This window comes from Hymenobacter sp. 5516J-16 (assembly GCF_022919335.1).
Taxonomy (GTDB): domain Bacteria; phylum Bacteroidota; class Bacteroidia; order Cytophagales; family Hymenobacteraceae; genus Hymenobacter; species Hymenobacter sublimis.
In genome coordinates, this window is sequence record NZ_CP095058.1 from 3,999,917 (window position 1) to 4,014,355 (window position 14,439).

General features: G+C 58.0%; 13 protein-coding genes and 1 pseudogene. 6 read left to right on the plus strand and 8 right to left on the minus strand.

Features of this window, described 5'->3' with window-relative positions; genetic code table 11:
* Positions 1-68: 68 nt before the first annotated feature.
* Together MUN84_RS23250 and MUN84_RS19845 are read right to left on the minus strand one after the other, a co-directional pair.
* Complete coding sequence (locus MUN84_RS23250) at positions 69-476, minus strand: S8 family serine peptidase (RefSeq protein ID WP_317239232.1); 408 nt, start codon at positions 474-476, stop codon at positions 69-71.
* A complete protein-coding gene (locus tag MUN84_RS19845; protein WP_262920583.1) occupies positions 461-1,531 on the minus strand; it encodes a S8 family serine peptidase in 1,071 nt (356 codons plus the stop codon). Before MUN84_RS19845 ends, MUN84_RS23250 begins: the two co-directional genes overlap by 16 nt.
* Before the next feature lie 361 nt (positions 1,532-1,892).
* On the opposite strand from MUN84_RS19845, the gene MUN84_RS19850 reads away from it, so the two are divergent.
* From MUN84_RS19850 to MUN84_RS19870, 5 genes and pseudogenes are all read left to right on the plus strand, one after another.
* Complete coding sequence (locus tag MUN84_RS19850) at positions 1,893-3,083, plus strand: XdhC family protein (protein WP_244695677.1); 1,191 nt, start codon at positions 1,893-1,895, stop codon at positions 3,081-3,083.
* A 166-nt stretch (positions 3,084-3,249) separates the two neighbouring features.
* Entirely contained in the window at positions 3,250-3,837 is a 588-nt protein-coding gene (locus MUN84_RS19855) for an NTP transferase domain-containing protein (protein WP_244695678.1), read from the plus strand.
* A 309-nt stretch (positions 3,838-4,146) separates the two neighbouring features.
* Positions 4,147-5,478, plus strand: a pseudogene (locus MUN84_RS19860) (MFS transporter); the annotation flags it as partial.
* 229 nt (positions 5,479-5,707) lie between these two features.
* On the plus strand, positions 5,708-6,223 hold the full coding sequence (locus tag MUN84_RS19865; RefSeq protein ID WP_244695679.1) for a DinB family protein: 516 nt from the start codon (positions 5,708-5,710) through the stop codon (positions 6,221-6,223).
* Between the two features lie 250 nt (positions 6,224-6,473).
* Entirely contained in the window at positions 6,474-7,784 is a 1,311-nt protein-coding gene (locus MUN84_RS19870; protein ID WP_244695680.1) for a T9SS type A sorting domain-containing protein, read from the plus strand.
* Positions 7,785-7,867: 83 nt separating this feature from the next.
* On the opposite strand, the gene MUN84_RS19875 is transcribed toward MUN84_RS19870, so the two are convergent.
* Complete coding sequence (locus MUN84_RS19875; protein ID WP_244695681.1) at positions 7,868-9,526, minus strand: amidohydrolase; 1,659 nt, start codon at positions 9,524-9,526, stop codon at positions 7,868-7,870.
* A gap of 673 nt (positions 9,527-10,199) precedes the next feature.
* Positions 10,200-10,973: an AMP nucleosidase gene (locus tag MUN84_RS19880; RefSeq protein ID WP_188557383.1), complete on the minus strand. Its 774-nt coding sequence runs from the start codon at positions 10,971-10,973 to the stop codon at positions 10,200-10,202.
* 246 nt (positions 10,974-11,219) lie between these two features.
* Between MUN84_RS19880 and MUN84_RS19885 the strand changes: the two genes are divergently transcribed.
* Positions 11,220-11,618, plus strand: coding sequence for a type I restriction enzyme HsdR N-terminal domain-containing protein (locus MUN84_RS19885; protein WP_317239020.1), 399 nt, complete (start codon positions 11,220-11,222; stop codon positions 11,616-11,618).
* Positions 11,619-11,686: 68 nt separating this feature from the next.
* Here MUN84_RS19885 and MUN84_RS19890 read toward each other — a convergent pair whose 3' ends face one another.
* The 4 genes from MUN84_RS19890 to MUN84_RS19905 all read right to left on the minus strand — a co-directional run bounded on the left by MUN84_RS19890 (position 11,687) and on the right by MUN84_RS19905 (position 14,287).
* Positions 11,687-11,959, minus strand: coding sequence for a hypothetical protein (locus MUN84_RS19890; RefSeq protein WP_244695682.1), 273 nt, complete (start codon positions 11,957-11,959; stop codon positions 11,687-11,689).
* Positions 11,920-12,816, minus strand: a complete 897-nt coding sequence (locus tag MUN84_RS19895) for an LTA synthase family protein (RefSeq protein WP_244695683.1) — start codon at positions 12,814-12,816, stop codon at positions 11,920-11,922. Before MUN84_RS19895 ends, MUN84_RS19890 begins: the two co-directional genes overlap by 40 nt.
* On the minus strand, positions 12,798-13,604 hold the full coding sequence (locus MUN84_RS19900) for a hypothetical protein (RefSeq protein ID WP_244695684.1): 807 nt from the start codon (positions 13,602-13,604) through the stop codon (positions 12,798-12,800). The genes MUN84_RS19895 and MUN84_RS19900 overlap by 19 nt, the downstream gene beginning before the upstream one ends.
* A gap of 83 nt (positions 13,605-13,687) precedes the next feature.
* Positions 13,688-14,287, minus strand: coding sequence for an SMI1/KNR4 family protein (locus tag MUN84_RS19905; RefSeq protein WP_244695685.1), 600 nt, complete (start codon positions 14,285-14,287; stop codon positions 13,688-13,690).
* Positions 14,288-14,439: the final 152 nt, after the last annotated feature.

Here is a 14,439-nt window from a genome sequence, read left to right on the forward strand (position 1 = left end):
AAAAGGCCGTTCCCAATCGGGAACGGCCTTTTTATTGCCTCATTAAGCGGGTGCCCAACTAGTTATCCTTAGTTAGCAGGCTGCGTTACGGCGCGGTAGGCATTCACGCGGCCGTAGCCGTAGAATGGGTCGCGGCCGGGTTTGCCGAGGTCATCAGCCGAGGCGCGCATCGTGGCCCGAACCTGAGTTGGGTCCATCTGGCCCCCGTTTTTGCCTACGATAAGAGCAGCCACACCGGCGGCGTGCGGGCCGGCCATGCTAGTGCCTGCCGACCAGCTGTAGCGGCCCAGGCTGGTGCAGCTGAAGACCATGTCAAAGGCGAAGGCATACTGACGTACGCCAGCTACCGTCACAATCTCGTTGCCAGGATATTCTGAATCGCCGCCGGGAGCAGCGAAGGTTACGTCGGAGGTGCCGTAGTTCGTGTAGGAAGCTACCCGGTCGAGCGTGGTTGACGGATTCAGCGCCCAGCCCAGGGGCCGGTAGCCGAAATCGAAATAACGCTGGTAGCGCCCGAAGGAATGTGCATCAGGTCTTGGTCGCGCTGGCCATTGTTGGCGTCGTTACCAGCCGAGGCAATTACCGTAACGCCATTCTTGGTAGCGTAGGTAGTAGCCTTGCTGATGGCTACCAGCAGCTCCTGAATTTCCTTGGTTTCGTTTACCCAGGTATCGTCGGAAGTATCGTTGGGCGTGCCGTTGTCGTCGCGGAACTTGCTGTTGCGCGGAATAGCAGCGCCCAGGCTCATGTTAATTACGTCAGCCTGCTTCGATACGGCATAGTAAATACCCTGAATCATCCAGGAGAAGGAGCCTGAGCCACCATCACGTAGCACTTTCACCAGCAGCAGCTTGGCATCCGGGGCTACCCCAACTACACCAATGTTGTTATCAACGGCGGCAATAGTGCCGGCTGTGTGTGTGCCGTGGCTGAAGCCAGAGCCTACGAACTGGGCCTTCTCTCCGGTCACAAATGACTCGGCGCCCACAATGTTCGCTTTCAGGTCGGGGTGGGTTAAGTCAAAGCCACCGTCGAGCACTGCTACTAGTGCGCCCTGGCCGCGGGCCCCGGTATTCCAGGCCTCGGGAGCCTGAATGGCCGTGTGACCCCACTGCAGCGGGAAGAACCGGTCGTTGTCGCCGGTGCTGGCGGGGTTGGTGTTGTCGGCGTCCTGCACGGCCTCTACTCCGCGGGCAGCCTCGGGGTTGTAGCCCTGGTAGCTAAAGTCGTGAATAACAGAGCGAACACCCGTGATGCGGCCAGCTTTAGCTGCGAAATCAGGGTCAGAGGAAGTGGCTAGGGCTAGGCCAGCCCCGGGTAGTTGTTCAGTAAGGGTACCGTTGGCCGCCTGGGTCTGGCTAGCCAAATCGACCGGCAGCTGGTCCGTAGACGAGAGGATGATATAGTGCTGGCTGCGGCGTACTACCGTTTCGGAGTTGGCAGTAGCGGCGTTGCTGAGGCTATTCTGGGGCTCGGCCACCCGAATATCCTCTTTGCTGCACCCAGCTAATAGAACGAGACCAAGGCTCAATAAAGAGAAAGAGCGGAGCGTCGTGGATGATTTTAACATGAAGTAGTAGTTAAGTGGGATAGTAAGTTGGTAATACTAATTCAAACTATTGGTAGTATCAGACTAATAAATAAAATTTTACACATAGAGTATTGCATATTTTAGGTTTAAAACATCTGGTATTCAGCTTGGTTTACTTCTGGTTTGCCCACTGTAACTAGTGGGGTAGGCGCCCTGCTTCCGGTAGGCTGAGGGCTCAGGTAGCTAACTTACCTTGCTTGCGCCGCGTACTCCCTGCTAACCCTTCGGGGCCGATTATCTTGCCCACGACCTTTCGAAACCCGCTGCTGCCCGACCAGCGTCACACCCTGCTTCTATTGTCATGACTGAACTTCAGCGCCTGTTGCGCGCCTACGATGAGCACCGCGCCGCGGGCCGGGCCTGCGCGTTGGCCTCGGTGGTTGATGTGGCCGGCTCCGCCTATCGCCGCCCTGGCGCCCGGATGCTCGTGACAGACGAGGGCGTGTTAACCGGGGCCATTAGTGGGGGCTGCTTAGAAGGCGACGCCCGCCAGCGCGCCCGCCGTACCATTCAGCAGGGTCGCCCCACGGTCGTAACCTACGACTCCACGGACCCCGACGACGACCTGCAGTTTGGGGCGGCGCTGGGCTGCCAGGGCATTGTGCAGATTCTGCTGGAGCCCCTCGATTTCCAGAATCCCAACAACCCTGTGGAGCTGCTACGCCGTTGGGCCGAAGGCGTGGAAAAACTCGCCGTGGTTGCCACAGTATTTGGCGTAGCTGGGGCGGCAGCCGGGATTGAGGTAGGCCAGCGCCTGTTGCTTACCTCAGGCGGAGCCGCTCAAGGCACGCTACCTGCCCAGGCTGCGCTGTATCAGTCAATTTTAACCGATGCTCACGCTGCCCTTGCAGCAGCGCAACCTGCTACCCGCCACTACCCCGTGGCAGCCGGCACGGTGCGCGTGAGTTTAGAACTCCTACGGCCCCCGGTGCGCCTTACTGTGTACGGAGCCGGCAACGATGTGCAGCCCCTAGTACGGTTGGCGGCCGGGCTAGGCTGGCGGGTGCATGTGGTGGATGGGCGCCCGGCTCAGGCCCAGCCGGCTCGCTTCCCGGAAGCCGAAGTGGTGCGTGTGCTGCCCCTGGCGCAGGTAGGGGAGGAGCCCCATGACGGCAGCTTCGCTTTGCTGATGACCCACAACTATTACTACGATTTGGCCGTGCTGCGCCACTTGCTGCCGCCAACCACTACCCGCTACATTGGGTTGCTGGGGCCGCGCAAGAAGTATGAACGCCTGCTTGACGACCTGCGCCAACACGAGCCCGATGCGGCTGCATTGCTCCAGGGCCGCATTCATAGCCCCATTGGCCTGAACTTGGGTGCCGAGACGCCTGAGGAAATTGCCCTTTCTATTGTAGCCGAAATTCAGGCGGTGCTAACTGGTCGGCCGGCCGGCTTCCTCCGCGACTCGCCCCATCCCATTCATCCGCTCCTGCGCGCCGACGGGCCGCTCGTGACTGAGGGCCGGGTTGATGCGGTGTGTGGCCTGTAAAAGGGTTGGCGCTTGCAGCCTTCATTCCGCTGGCTATACTCGGTTCTTACTCAGTTCCGTGTGCAGCAGAAATACCTGAGTAGCGCTATTAATATTTCTCCTAGGACGGGCTCCGGCTATAAAGGCCCGACAGATAAAACGAGCCCGCTTTTCAACCTCCGCTAGTATGCCTGCCATCTTACTTCTTGCCGCCGGGGCCTCCACGCGGCTGGGCCGACCGAAGCAGCTGCTGGAATACCAAGACAAAACTTTGCTGCGCCGCGCAGCCGAAACGGCCGTAACTACCGCCGCCGGGGCGCCGGTAGTGGTGGTTACCGGCGCCCAGCACGAAGCCCTGCTCCCGCAGCTTACCGGTCTGCCGGTGGCAGTAGCACGCTGCTTAGCCTGGGAACGGGGAATGGGCGCCTCCCTGAAATTTGGTCTGGCCGTGCTGCGCAGCCTGTGCGCTACCTGGACCGACGTTATTGTCTTGCTCTGCGACCAGCCCCACGTCAGCACGGCTCTGCTGGGGCAGCTGGAGCAGTTACGCACTACCTCCGGCCAGCCCATAGTAGCCACCGAGTATGCGGGTGTCCGGGGCGTGCCGGTGCTGTTTGGGCCGGAAGCCGTACGCTGGTGTCAGCACCTACCCGACGGCGCTGGTGCTGCTCAGCTGCTGCGGCAACACCCTGAGCTGGTAGCCGCGGTGCCGTTCCCGGCCGGAGCCGTAGATGTGGACACGGAAGCGCAGTACGCCGCCTTGTTGGCTGGGTAGCTGATTTCTGCTCGCACTGCAACATGGTTGCCTGCTAGCTCCAGCCACCACAATCTTCACAAGTGAACAGCAGTGGTGAAGTGTGCCGCATGTTGAGCTACGAGTTAGCCGGAAGCCGGTTCAGACAGAAAAGCCCGTCGAGTATCAGGATTGAAGAGGCACCCCCAAGGTGACTTCCGGCGCGACAAGGTTGCTGCAAGGTGGCAGCCGGAGCGAGCAGAGTCGCAAAAAGACTACCTGGTGTACCCAACGCAACGGCCACGCCGATTTCCCGTTATCTTGCCCGAACCTACCTCAACCATTCCCTGTATGAGCGACGCTGCCGCAGTTCCGGCCCCCGAGGCGGGCTTCGAAAACATTCCCAAGGACGACAAGCGCATTACCCGCGGCTGGACGTTCTACGACTGGGCCAATTCCGTGTACCCGCTGGTAATTACCAGCTCCATCTTCCCCATTTATTGGGGCGCCATCACCAAGCAAATCAGCCCTCAAACGGATGTTGTTAACTTCCTTGGGTTCGAAGTGCCTGGCTCCTCTCTGCTGACCTACGCCATTTCCGCAGCCTTTCTGGTCATTGCTTTGGTTAGCCCATTTCTGACCTCACTCGCCGACTTTTCAGGTCGCAAGAAGCTATTCATGCAGATTTTCTGCTACCTCGGGGCAGCTTCCTGCGCGGCCCTGTACTTTTTCACGCCCGATACGCTGACTGCCAGTACCTTTATTTTTATTTCGGCCACCATCGGCTTCTCCGGCTCCATTGTTTTTTACAACTCCTACCTACCCTTGATTTCCAGTGAGGAAAAGTACGATTCCTTATCGGCTCGGGGCTTTTCCATGGGCTACATTGGCTCGGTACTGCTGCTGCTGATTTGCCTGGGCCTCATCATGGGGCACGATACACTTGGACTGGAAGAGGGCCACGCGACTCGCCTAGCCTTTCTGCTCACGGGCATCTGGTGGGCTGGTTTCGCCCAGATTCCGTTCTTTAGTCTGCCCACTGACCCCGGTCGCCCCAAAGGCGCCACTTCTTCCGATTCCGGCTGGCTGCTCAATGGTTTTCGGGAGCTGGGCAAGGTAGTAGATCAGCTCAAGCACCTGCCCAATCTGAAACGCTTTCTGCTGGCCTATTTCACGTATAACATGGGCGTACAAACCGTGATGTACGTGGCTACCATCTTCGGCGACAAGGAGTTACACCTGGAAAGTACGGCCCTAATTGTCACCATTTTGCTGCTGCAAATAGTTGGTATTTTGGGTGCCTACCTCTTTGCCAAGCTTTCGGAGCGTATTGGCAATACCCGGGCCCTGAGCTGGTCGGTGTTTATCTGGATGTGCATTTGCGTAGCAGGTTACTTTGTGCAGGCTGGGTGGTCATTTTATGCGCTGGCGGCCGTAATTGGCTTGACCATGGGCGCTATTCAGAGCCTCTCGCGTAGCACCTACTCCAAAATTATCCCTGAAAACACCCCCAATACGGCGGCTTTCTTCAGCTTTTTCGACGTCACGGAAAAGCTCAGTATCGTAATCGGCACGGCCGTCTTCGGCATCATCGCTCAGATAACCGGTTCCATGCGCAACAGCATTCTTTCCCTGATTGTGTTCTTTATCCTAGGGCTGCTGTTCCTGCTGACCTTGCGCGGCAAAAAGCTGCGCGATGCTGCTGCCCCGGAAACCGCCGCGCTAGGCCCGCCACCTGCTACCCCAACGTGGGCATGCCAGCTTCGGCGCGCTAGCCGCCACCGCTGGCCCCTTGCCAAAAGCCTCACCGAATTACTCGGTGGGGCTTTTCTTTTGGGCGCGGGCACAACCATCCGCAGGCTTCGTAGTTACTTTGGCGCACGTTTCTCACCCACTTTTCCGTACTACTTCCATGCCCAACACCCAACCCACCCTGCAAGCCGCTCTCAGCCAGGAACTACGCCACGAATTAAAGCTCACACGCCGCCTACTGGAGCGGGTACCTACCGCGCAGTTCGGCTGGCAGCCCCACCCCAAGTCCATGACAATTGGGGGCCTGGCTTCCCACATCGCCAACCTGGTTGGTTTCCTGGAACTCTCCCTAACCGGCCCCGACACCGACGTAACCACCGTAGCAATGCCTAACTCAGCTACTACCGACGAGGTGCTGCGCCGCTTTGATGTGAACGGCGAAAACATCCACAAGGCCCTGGAGCAGGTAGATGACGCTACCTTCCACGGCCAGTGGTCGTTGCGTCACGGAGAGCAAGTATTGCTGACGCTGCCGCGCGCCGCCGTAGCCCGCACTATGGTACTCAACCACCTCATTCACCACCGCGGTCAGCTTTCCGTCTACCTACGCCTGCTCGACATTCCCGTGCCCGCTATCTACGGTGGCTCCGCCGACGAGGCCCCGCAACGAGCATAACCTATATAATATATTAATTATGTACTATCTAGATGTGAACAGAATGTTCTATATTAATAGCAAGATGTGACCTTGTTCCTGAGATTCAGGTATTTTCATTCTAGCGGTTTCCCATATGTGGCGTATTCTGGTTATCACGAGCGGCGTACTAGTAGGGCTGGCTTCTTCAAGTAGAGCGCAGAGTCCTGTAGTAGACACTAGTTTTCAACCTACGCAGGTATGGCAAGGAGCCGCCGGTACGCAACCGCGCGTGAGTGGCGTACTTACCGCTGTGGTAAGGCAACCTGATGGAAAGTTTGTAGTAGGCGGCGTGTTCACGGAAATCAATGGTGTGCCAGCTAATAATTTAGCTCGGTTACTGCCTGATGGAACTGTAGACGCCGCCTTTACTGCTGCAAGTGCTGCCAACGGTCCGGTAATGGCGCTGGCATTGCAGACTGACGGTAAAATTGTAGTAGGTGGCTCATTCTCTAGTTTATCCGGTGGTGCGCGCGTGGCAATAGGTCGCTTACTACCAACTGGAACCCTCGATACTCCCTTTGCCCCACCCTCGGTAGCGCTGAATGGCGCAACCCCTACGGTATACAGCTTAGCGGTACAGCCAGACGGCCGCGTCCTGTTAGGCGGTTATTTCAATGTCCGAGGTACTAATACTACGCAACTACTCGACCGCCTTGATGGTGCTAGCGGGCAACCCGACGCTAACTTTCGGCCATATCAAGCCGCAAATACTGGCGTTTATTCCCTGCTGCTACTGCCCAATGGCAAAATAGTAGTAGGTGGATCAGCATTCTCCTACCAACTGGGTACGCTCCTGACGCAGCTACATCCTGACGGGTCCCCAGATAACAGTTTTACAAGCTTAACCAACTACTATACGTCGGAAATTAGAGCGCTGACGTTGGATGAAGTTGGTAATATTTACGCTGCGGGGCTATATAACAGTGCTGGTAGCGGCCATCCTTACCTGCGGCGTTTGCGGCCCAATGGCACAACCGATGCTTCTTTTGATTACCGCGGTAATCAGTTAAACACTATAAGAGCACTGAGTATACAACCCAATGGCCGCCTTCTGACAGGTGGCCTTTTGACGGAGCGAGTAGTGACTACAGGAGCTGTGGATGGCAATTTCCTGTCCAAAGATGCCCCCCGGGCTGCTAGTAACCCCAACAACAACTGGGGCGTCAGCGCGCTATTAGTGCAGCCTGACGGTGCCATCATGGTGGCGGGCTCTCTGCAACATCCTAGTTTAGCTTACACAACAGCCTTGGTGCGCCTGCGCGAGGCTAACGTGCTACACGTGAGTTCATCCGTCGCGGACGCCCGCACCAACGCTTGGCCTGTTCCCAGCCGACAGGTGCTTCATGTAAACCTTGACGCATCCAGTTCCCCCCAACGGGTGCAGCTACTTGATGCCTTAGGCCGGCCTGTCCGGACGATAATGCAGCCCAACCCTGCATTTACTTTATCACTAACAGGTCTGGTAGCTGGCATTTACCATCTACAAGTACAGTATGCTGAAGCTAAACTGGTAACGCGACGCGTAGTCATAGTAGATTGACATAATATGCTAAGGCACAAGGGGTAGAATAGAGTAATATCTTGAAGTATTGCTCTACTCTATTCTACCCCTTGTGCCTTAGATTACTTCCCTCCGAATACCCGCTCGCCGGCAATCCAGGTTTGCTGCACTTTGGCGCCGCGGAGCTTTTCCTTGGGTGCTTGCAACAGGTCGGTGTCGAGGATGACAAAGTCGGCGGCCATGCCGGGGCGGATGCTGCCTTTTTGTTTGTCCTCGAAGGCGGCGTGGGCGGCCCAGGTGGTCATGCCGCGCAGGGCATCGGGGCGGCTTAGGGCGTTTTCCATCTGGAAGCCAGTAGCGGGGTAGTTCTTGGCGTCTTGGCGCGCTACGGCCGAGTGGAAGCCGAACAGCGGGTTAATATCTTCCACTGGAAAGTCAGAGCCCAAGGCTACCTGCCCGTACTGTTTGCGCAGCTGCTCATAGGTGTAGGCCGTTTTCAGGCGCTCGGCCCCTAGCCGCTCCCCAGCCCAGTACATATCGGAGGTGGCGTGGGTGGGCTGCACCGAGGGCACAATGCCAAACTGTCCAAACTTGGGCATGTCGGCTGGGGTGATAACCTGGGCGTGCTCGATGCGCCAGCGCCGGTCTTTTTGGCCCTTAAGTGCCTCGCCGTAGATGTTCAGAATAATGCGGTTGGCCGAGTCGCCGATGGCGTGGGTGTTCATCTGGAACTTGCTGGCCGCAATGTCCTTGGCCAGCTGCCGGTACTCCTTTTCGGTGGACAGTAGGAAGCCGGTTTCCTGGGGCTTATCGTGGTAAGGCTCTACCAGGCAGGCCCCGCGGGAGCCCAGCGCGCCATCGGCGTACACCTTGAAGGAGTTTACCGTAAGCCGGTCCTGATACACGGGGCCGTTTTTGAAGTAGAACTCTTTATTGGCCGCCGTGGGGTTGAGCATGGTGTAGAGGCGCAGCTTGAGCTTACCCTGCTGCTGCAAAGCGGCCATTTGGTCGATGTTGGCTTTGTCGAGGCCGGCGTCGGCGAGGCTGGTCAGACCCACGGCCACGCAGCGCTGCTGGGCTTCCAGCAGGGCGGCGTTGGCTTCGGTGGGGGTAGGCTCCGGAATTTTGGCCGTAACCAAGTCCACGGCGTTGTCTACTAGCAGGCCGGTAAGCTGCCCGGCGGCATTCTTCGTGATGGTGCCCCCGCTGATGGGCGTGCGGGCCGTGATGCCGGCCAGCTCCAGGGCCTTCTGGTTGACGAGGGCCGCGTGCCCATCTACCCGCACAATGAACACGGGCGTGTTCGGAAACAGCGCATCCAGAGTGTCTTTGGTCGGGAATTGCTTGCCGGGCCAGTCGTTTTGGTCCCAGCCCCGACCCGTAAGCCAGGCCGCCTGCGGGTACTGTTGGCGCTGCTGCTGGAGCTTCTGCACTACCTCCCGCCAGGAGCCAGTACCCACCAGGTCCGCGTCGCGCAGGCCCAGGGCGTAGCGGTAGAAATGGCAGTGCGCGTCGTAGAAACCAGGGTAGATAAACTGGCCGTTGGCGTCCACTTCCTGCTTGGCTTGAAACTTTCCGCGCAACTCCTCGGCCGTACCTACGGCTACAAACTTGCCATCTTTCACGGCAAACGCTTGCGCCTTACTGAAGGCCGAATCAACGGTGTAAACGGTGGCATTGTACACCAGCAAGTCAGCGGCCTGGCGGGAGGTAGTCTGGCAGGCGCTGAAGCCTCCCAGCAGCAGAGGCAGCGCCAGTAACGGGCGGAAACGTTGGATCATGAACGGTTGAGTTGGTCGTGGGGTGAGGCAGAGTCGGCGGTTGTGTGCCGCAGGCTGCAAGTTGAGGCAGAAAATCGGATGTTGAGCGGGAGCTCAGCAGATTTACGAACTACCCCATAGAGGAAAACCAAAGCATGCGTCTTCTCGCCTACGGACCGTACTGCCGAGCCTTCGGCTGCGCCCCTGCATCACAGTCACAGTCTTTCCAATTACTGTCCACTCAGCCTTAGTTGACATTAGATTGGTGTTGATCCTTCAATAGCAAAAATACGGTCGTGCTGAGCGGAGTAGAAATGTCTCTACTGCTGGCTAGGTCGCATGAACAGTTGGACTTCGAACTTATGAATTGCATCAGCTGGTCATGCAGAGCGCAGCGAAGCATCTCGCGTGCTGAGGTTGTGGTAGTAGCCCAACGATGCGAGCGAGATGCTTCGCTACGCTCTGCATGACGGCCTTTAAGACAATTGTTAATAGCTTCTAATTAACTAGAGTAGCAACGAAGTGGGAGAGATGCTTCGACAAGCTCAGCATGACCGCTCATTTTAACAGAGTCAGCAGGCAAGGTGCTTCGCTTGCGCTTGGCAGAACGTTCCATATAATCTGGGTGTGTCCGGAATAGAAAAGCCCCACTACCTGCGCAGGTAGTGGGGCTTTTAAAAGGGTAGCGAATTGCTTATTCGAAGCGCATGTGCTTTACTGATTCGCCGGAGTTCTTCAGCTCTAGCAGCGACTCAATACCGATTTGCAGGTGAGAGGTCACGAAATCGGCGGTTACTTTCTTGTCGCTTTCCGAAGTTTTCACGCCTTCGGGCGTCATCGGGTTGTCCGATACCAGCAGCAGGGCGCCGTGGGGAATTTCGTTTACGAAGCCCACGGTGAAGATGGTAGCCGTTTCCATATCCACGGCCATGGCCCGGATCTGGCGCAGGTACTCTTTAAAGTTCTCGTCGTGCTCCCACACGCGGCGGTTGGTAGTGTACACGGTACCGGTCCAATAGTCCTTCTCGTGCTTCTTGATCATGGACGACACGGCGCGCTGCAGGCGGAAGGAGGGCAGGGCCGGAATTTCGGCGGGCAGGTAGTCATCGGAGGTACCCTCGCCGCGGATGGCCGCGATGGGCAAGATCAGGTCGCCGAGCTTGGTTTTGTTTTTCAGGCCTCCGCATTTGCCCAGGAACAGGGCTGCTTTAGGTTTTACGGCCGAAATTAGGTCCATCACGGTGGCGGCCATGGGGGAGCCCATGCCGAAGTTGATGATGGTAATGCCGTTGGCCGTGGCCGTTTGCATGGGTTTGTCCAAGCCGCGTACCTCTACCCCGAACTGCTCGGCAAACATGTGTACGTAGTTGATAAAGTTGGTCAGCAGGATGTACTGACCAAAGTCATTCAGGGGTACGCCCGTGTAGCGGGGCAGCCAGTTCTCGACGATGTCGGCTTTAGTCTTCATAAGGTATTGGTGGTTATGGGTTGCTTACGGAAAGGCTGCGTCGGTATCGGCCGCGGCGAAGGACCGTGACCAGCTACGCGCAGCCGGAAATAATAGGTACAAAAAAACCGTCGGAACCCAGCGGAGCGGGTGCGACGGTACGGGGCGAAAAGCGGGAGTTGACTACCCAGGGCCGTACCTTTGGAGGTGATGCAAGAGTTGAACCTGCCGCCTTTCGCGTACAAAGTTACACAATCCAGCGAAAATTTGCTAATCTGGGACGTTCTGCGCCGGCGCAACGTGGTGCTTACGCCCGAGGAATGGGTGCGCCAACACGTGGTTCACTACCTGGTGAACCACCGCGGCTACCCCAAAGGCCTGCTGAGCCTGGAACGCGGCCACCGCTACAACCAGCGCCAGAAGCGCACCGACCTAGTGGCCCTAGATGCCACCGGCCAGCCCCTGCTGCTGGTCGAGTGCAAAGCTCCCTCGGTACCGATTACGGCCGCCGTGGCCCTGCAGTCCGCGACTTACAATCAAACCATTGGGGCCCCGCTGCTGCTACTCACCAATGGCCTCAGCCACTTCTGCTGGCGCGTGAATTTCGCCGAACGCACCAACGAGCGGCTGGCGGAGGTGCCGGCTTATGGTGAACTGATGAGATAGTGAGATGGTGAGTTTGACGTTCTGGCGGCCTGAACCGCGCGATATGCGCAATCAGAACATCGAACTCACTATTTCACCATCTCACTAGTTTGCCTATATAAAGTGTTGTCCGCCAGGCCGTTCAAGAAAAACTGCACGCAGGCTTTCAGCTCGTTGCCGTACTGTAGCAGCTTTTGCGGGTTGGGAGCGGCTAGGGGGGTAGTAGGGAGCTGGTGGGTTTGATAGGGGTAGAGCCGCACTTTATTATCTACGGTCAGCTCCGTCACGAAATCGGAGTGGACGAGGAAGTAGCTGCCGCCGCTCAGGAACAGGGCCCGGCCAGTAGTTGTAGAGTCAAACACCGAGTAGCCGAAGGGTAGCAAGCGCCCCTGAACTGGCACGTTGAGGTAGTCGAGCACGGTAGCGGGCAAATCGGCCTGCTGGGTGATGCGCTGGGGTTGGCGGCCGGGAGCTTGCGGCCGGGATGAAACAGCAGCAGCGGCGTTTTGTAGCTACCTAGCGTGTTCTGATAGTCGGGGCGCAGGGTTTGGGAGGTATGGTCGGCCAGCAGGATAAACAGGGTATTGCGGTACCACGGCTGCCGGGCGGCCGTGCGGAAAAACTCACGCAGGGCGAAATCAGTGTAGCGAATAGAGGCGTGAATAGGCAGCTGGCCGGGCGCAAACCGGGTTTTGTACTGGGGCGGCACCGGAAACGGCTCGTGGGAAGTCAGGGTAAACACCGTCGAGAAAAACGGTTGCCGCTGCTGGCCAAGCTGCCGGGCAAAGTATTGCAGATATGGCTCATCGAAGATGCCCCAGTGCCCATCGTAGTCGGGGCTTTGGGCTCCGCCGGGGTACTCCTGCAACCCGTAGTACTGCTGGATACCGGTGATGCCGGCAAAGGTGTTAAAGCCCATGGTGCCGTTCTGCGCCCCGTGAAAAACGGAAGTAGCGTAGCCCTGTCGGCCCAGAATTTCGCCCAAGCCGTGCAGCTCATCCGTTTGGAAGTTGGACGTGATAAAGGGACTTTCCATTAGGGCCGGTAGGCCCGCCAGCACCGCCGGTAGGGCCTCAATGGAGCGCCGGCCATTGGCGTAGTGGTTTCGAAAGAACAGACCCTGAGTCGCCAACGAATCGAAAAAAGGCGTGTAGCCCTGCCCGCCGTTTTCAATGCCGTTATACTCCGAGGCGAAGCTTTCTACCAGCAAAATAACCACGTTATCGGGGGGCGGGTAGCACCGGGACGCGTGGTGGGCTCGTGCGCTGCCAACGCCTGCCGGAGTGCGGGCGCGGAGCTAAAGTAACTCCGCCGCTCGGGCGGCTGGTAGCCCAAACTTTTCAGAAAGGTAAACGTGCTGTTAAGCGTAACGTGGCCCAGCAATGGGGGCGTTTGCACGAAGGCGTGCCCCGTTCGTAAGGGTTTGAGCTGCAGGCCGCCGCGAATGCCAAGCACCGTTAGCCCCGCCACTAGTAGCAACTCCAAACCCAGTTGCAGCCACCGGCGCCGGCCTTGCAGTGGCCGGGCCGCAACGGCTTCGGTACTCGGCAAGGGGTAGGCGTACCACAGCAGGCCAAACAGCAATACAAACGGAATCAGCAGAAACCAGTAATGGCCCGCCAGCTGCCCGGCCTGGCGCTGGATGTCGCCGGTAATCGTGAGCAGTTCGTTGCTGGTGCGTCGCCCAATGAATTTGAAGTATTGGGTGTCAATCAGGTTCAAGGCAATGCCCGTGGCGTTCAGGGTGAGGTACACGCCTCGCACTAATCCCTGCCAGCCAGCACCCGCCCGTGGTACCAAGGAAAGCAGCACAAACGGCAGGTTTAGCAGCAGCAGAGCGGCCATATCAAACCGGATGCCGTGCCAGAAAGCCTGCAGTACCTGCGCCGTGTTGGCTTCCTGAAATACGGCATGGTTGGCCCAGTAAAAGCCAAGCCGCAGCAGCATGTAGATGAATAGCAGCAGGGCAAACCGCCGCAGCAGCAACTGCAAAAAAAATGAAGGCATACAATGAGGCGCTAGGCGACTACCCGGCGAGAGGCAAACGAACCCTCCTACGGCGGGCGACCAAAAACAGATCTGCCGCTTTCTTACAGCGGCTTCAGGCGAACTTGCTGCCCATCCGGCAAATCCTTGATTTGGCGGTAGAAGTCGGCTAGCCAAGTAAGGCGGGCGGCAACCGGTACGGCCTTCGAAGTTGGCTTGCTGTTGCCGGAGGTAGCAATGCACACGGGCGGATGCAGGCTCAGCAACTCGCCTGGTTTCAGCACGCCGCCACCCTGCTGGAACGCCCGGAGCTGCTCCATCCCGAGGGCGTCGAGCGGAAACTTCTCGGCCCCGAACAAAAAGTGCTTGAAATCCACCTCCAGATCAGCCAGCTCCCCAGTTTCGGTGTCCAGGAACAGTACCGCGTCGCCGCGCAGCAGGAACTGGTTGCCCACCGAGTCCTGGGCAAAGGGAATATCAGTTTCCGTAACCTCGTCGTAGGTGCGCCAGAAAGCGGTTTCACCCTGCCAGGCTTCGGCCAGCGCGTGCCATGGCGGTCCGGTTACGCAGCCCCGAATGTGCAGCCCCCCGAAGTACGCCACTACCCCGTTCTGCTCTCGCAGAAAGGTTTGCAAGTAGGAGGGAAGGCGGGCAAAGCTTACGAGGTCCGTCAGCTCGCCGCCGGTGTACAAAATTCCTCTCATAAGAAGTAAGGCGAAGCTCCAGCTTCGCGCAGTGCTGAAGAACGGCAACGGGTACCGGTTCAACGCGTTACGTACAACACGGCGCGAGGCTGGAGCTTCGCGCTACAGAAAAAGCCTTTCCGACCATCCGGCCGGAAAGGCTTTCCTTTCTG

Bases quoted from the DNA above. Each gene is read 5' to 3' on its own strand.
- MUN84_RS19850 (WP_244695677.1), top strand. From the start codon at position 1,893: ATGACTGAACTTCAGCGCCTGTTGCGCGCCTACGATGAGCACCGCGCC.
- MUN84_RS19855 (WP_244695678.1), top strand. From the start codon at position 3,250: ATGCCTGCCATCTTACTTCTTGCCGCCGGGGCCTCCACGCGGCTGGGC.
- MUN84_RS19865 (WP_244695679.1), top strand. From the start codon at position 5,708: ATGCCCAACACCCAACCCACCCTGCAAGCCGCTCTCAGCCAGGAACTA.
- MUN84_RS19875 (WP_244695681.1), bottom strand. From the start codon at position 9,526: ATGATCCAACGTTTCCGCCCGTTACTGGCGCTGCCTCTGCTGCTGGGA.
- MUN84_RS19880 (WP_188557383.1), bottom strand. From the start codon at position 10,973: ATGAAGACTAAAGCCGACATCGTCGAGAACTGGCTGCCCCGCTACACG.
- MUN84_RS19900 (WP_244695684.1), bottom strand. From the start codon at position 13,604: ATGCCTTCATTTTTTTTGCAGTTGCTGCTGCGGCGGTTTGCCCTGCTG.
- MUN84_RS19905 (WP_244695685.1), bottom strand. From the start codon at position 14,287: ATGAGAGGAATTTTGTACACCGGCGGCGAGCTGACGGACCTCGTAAGC.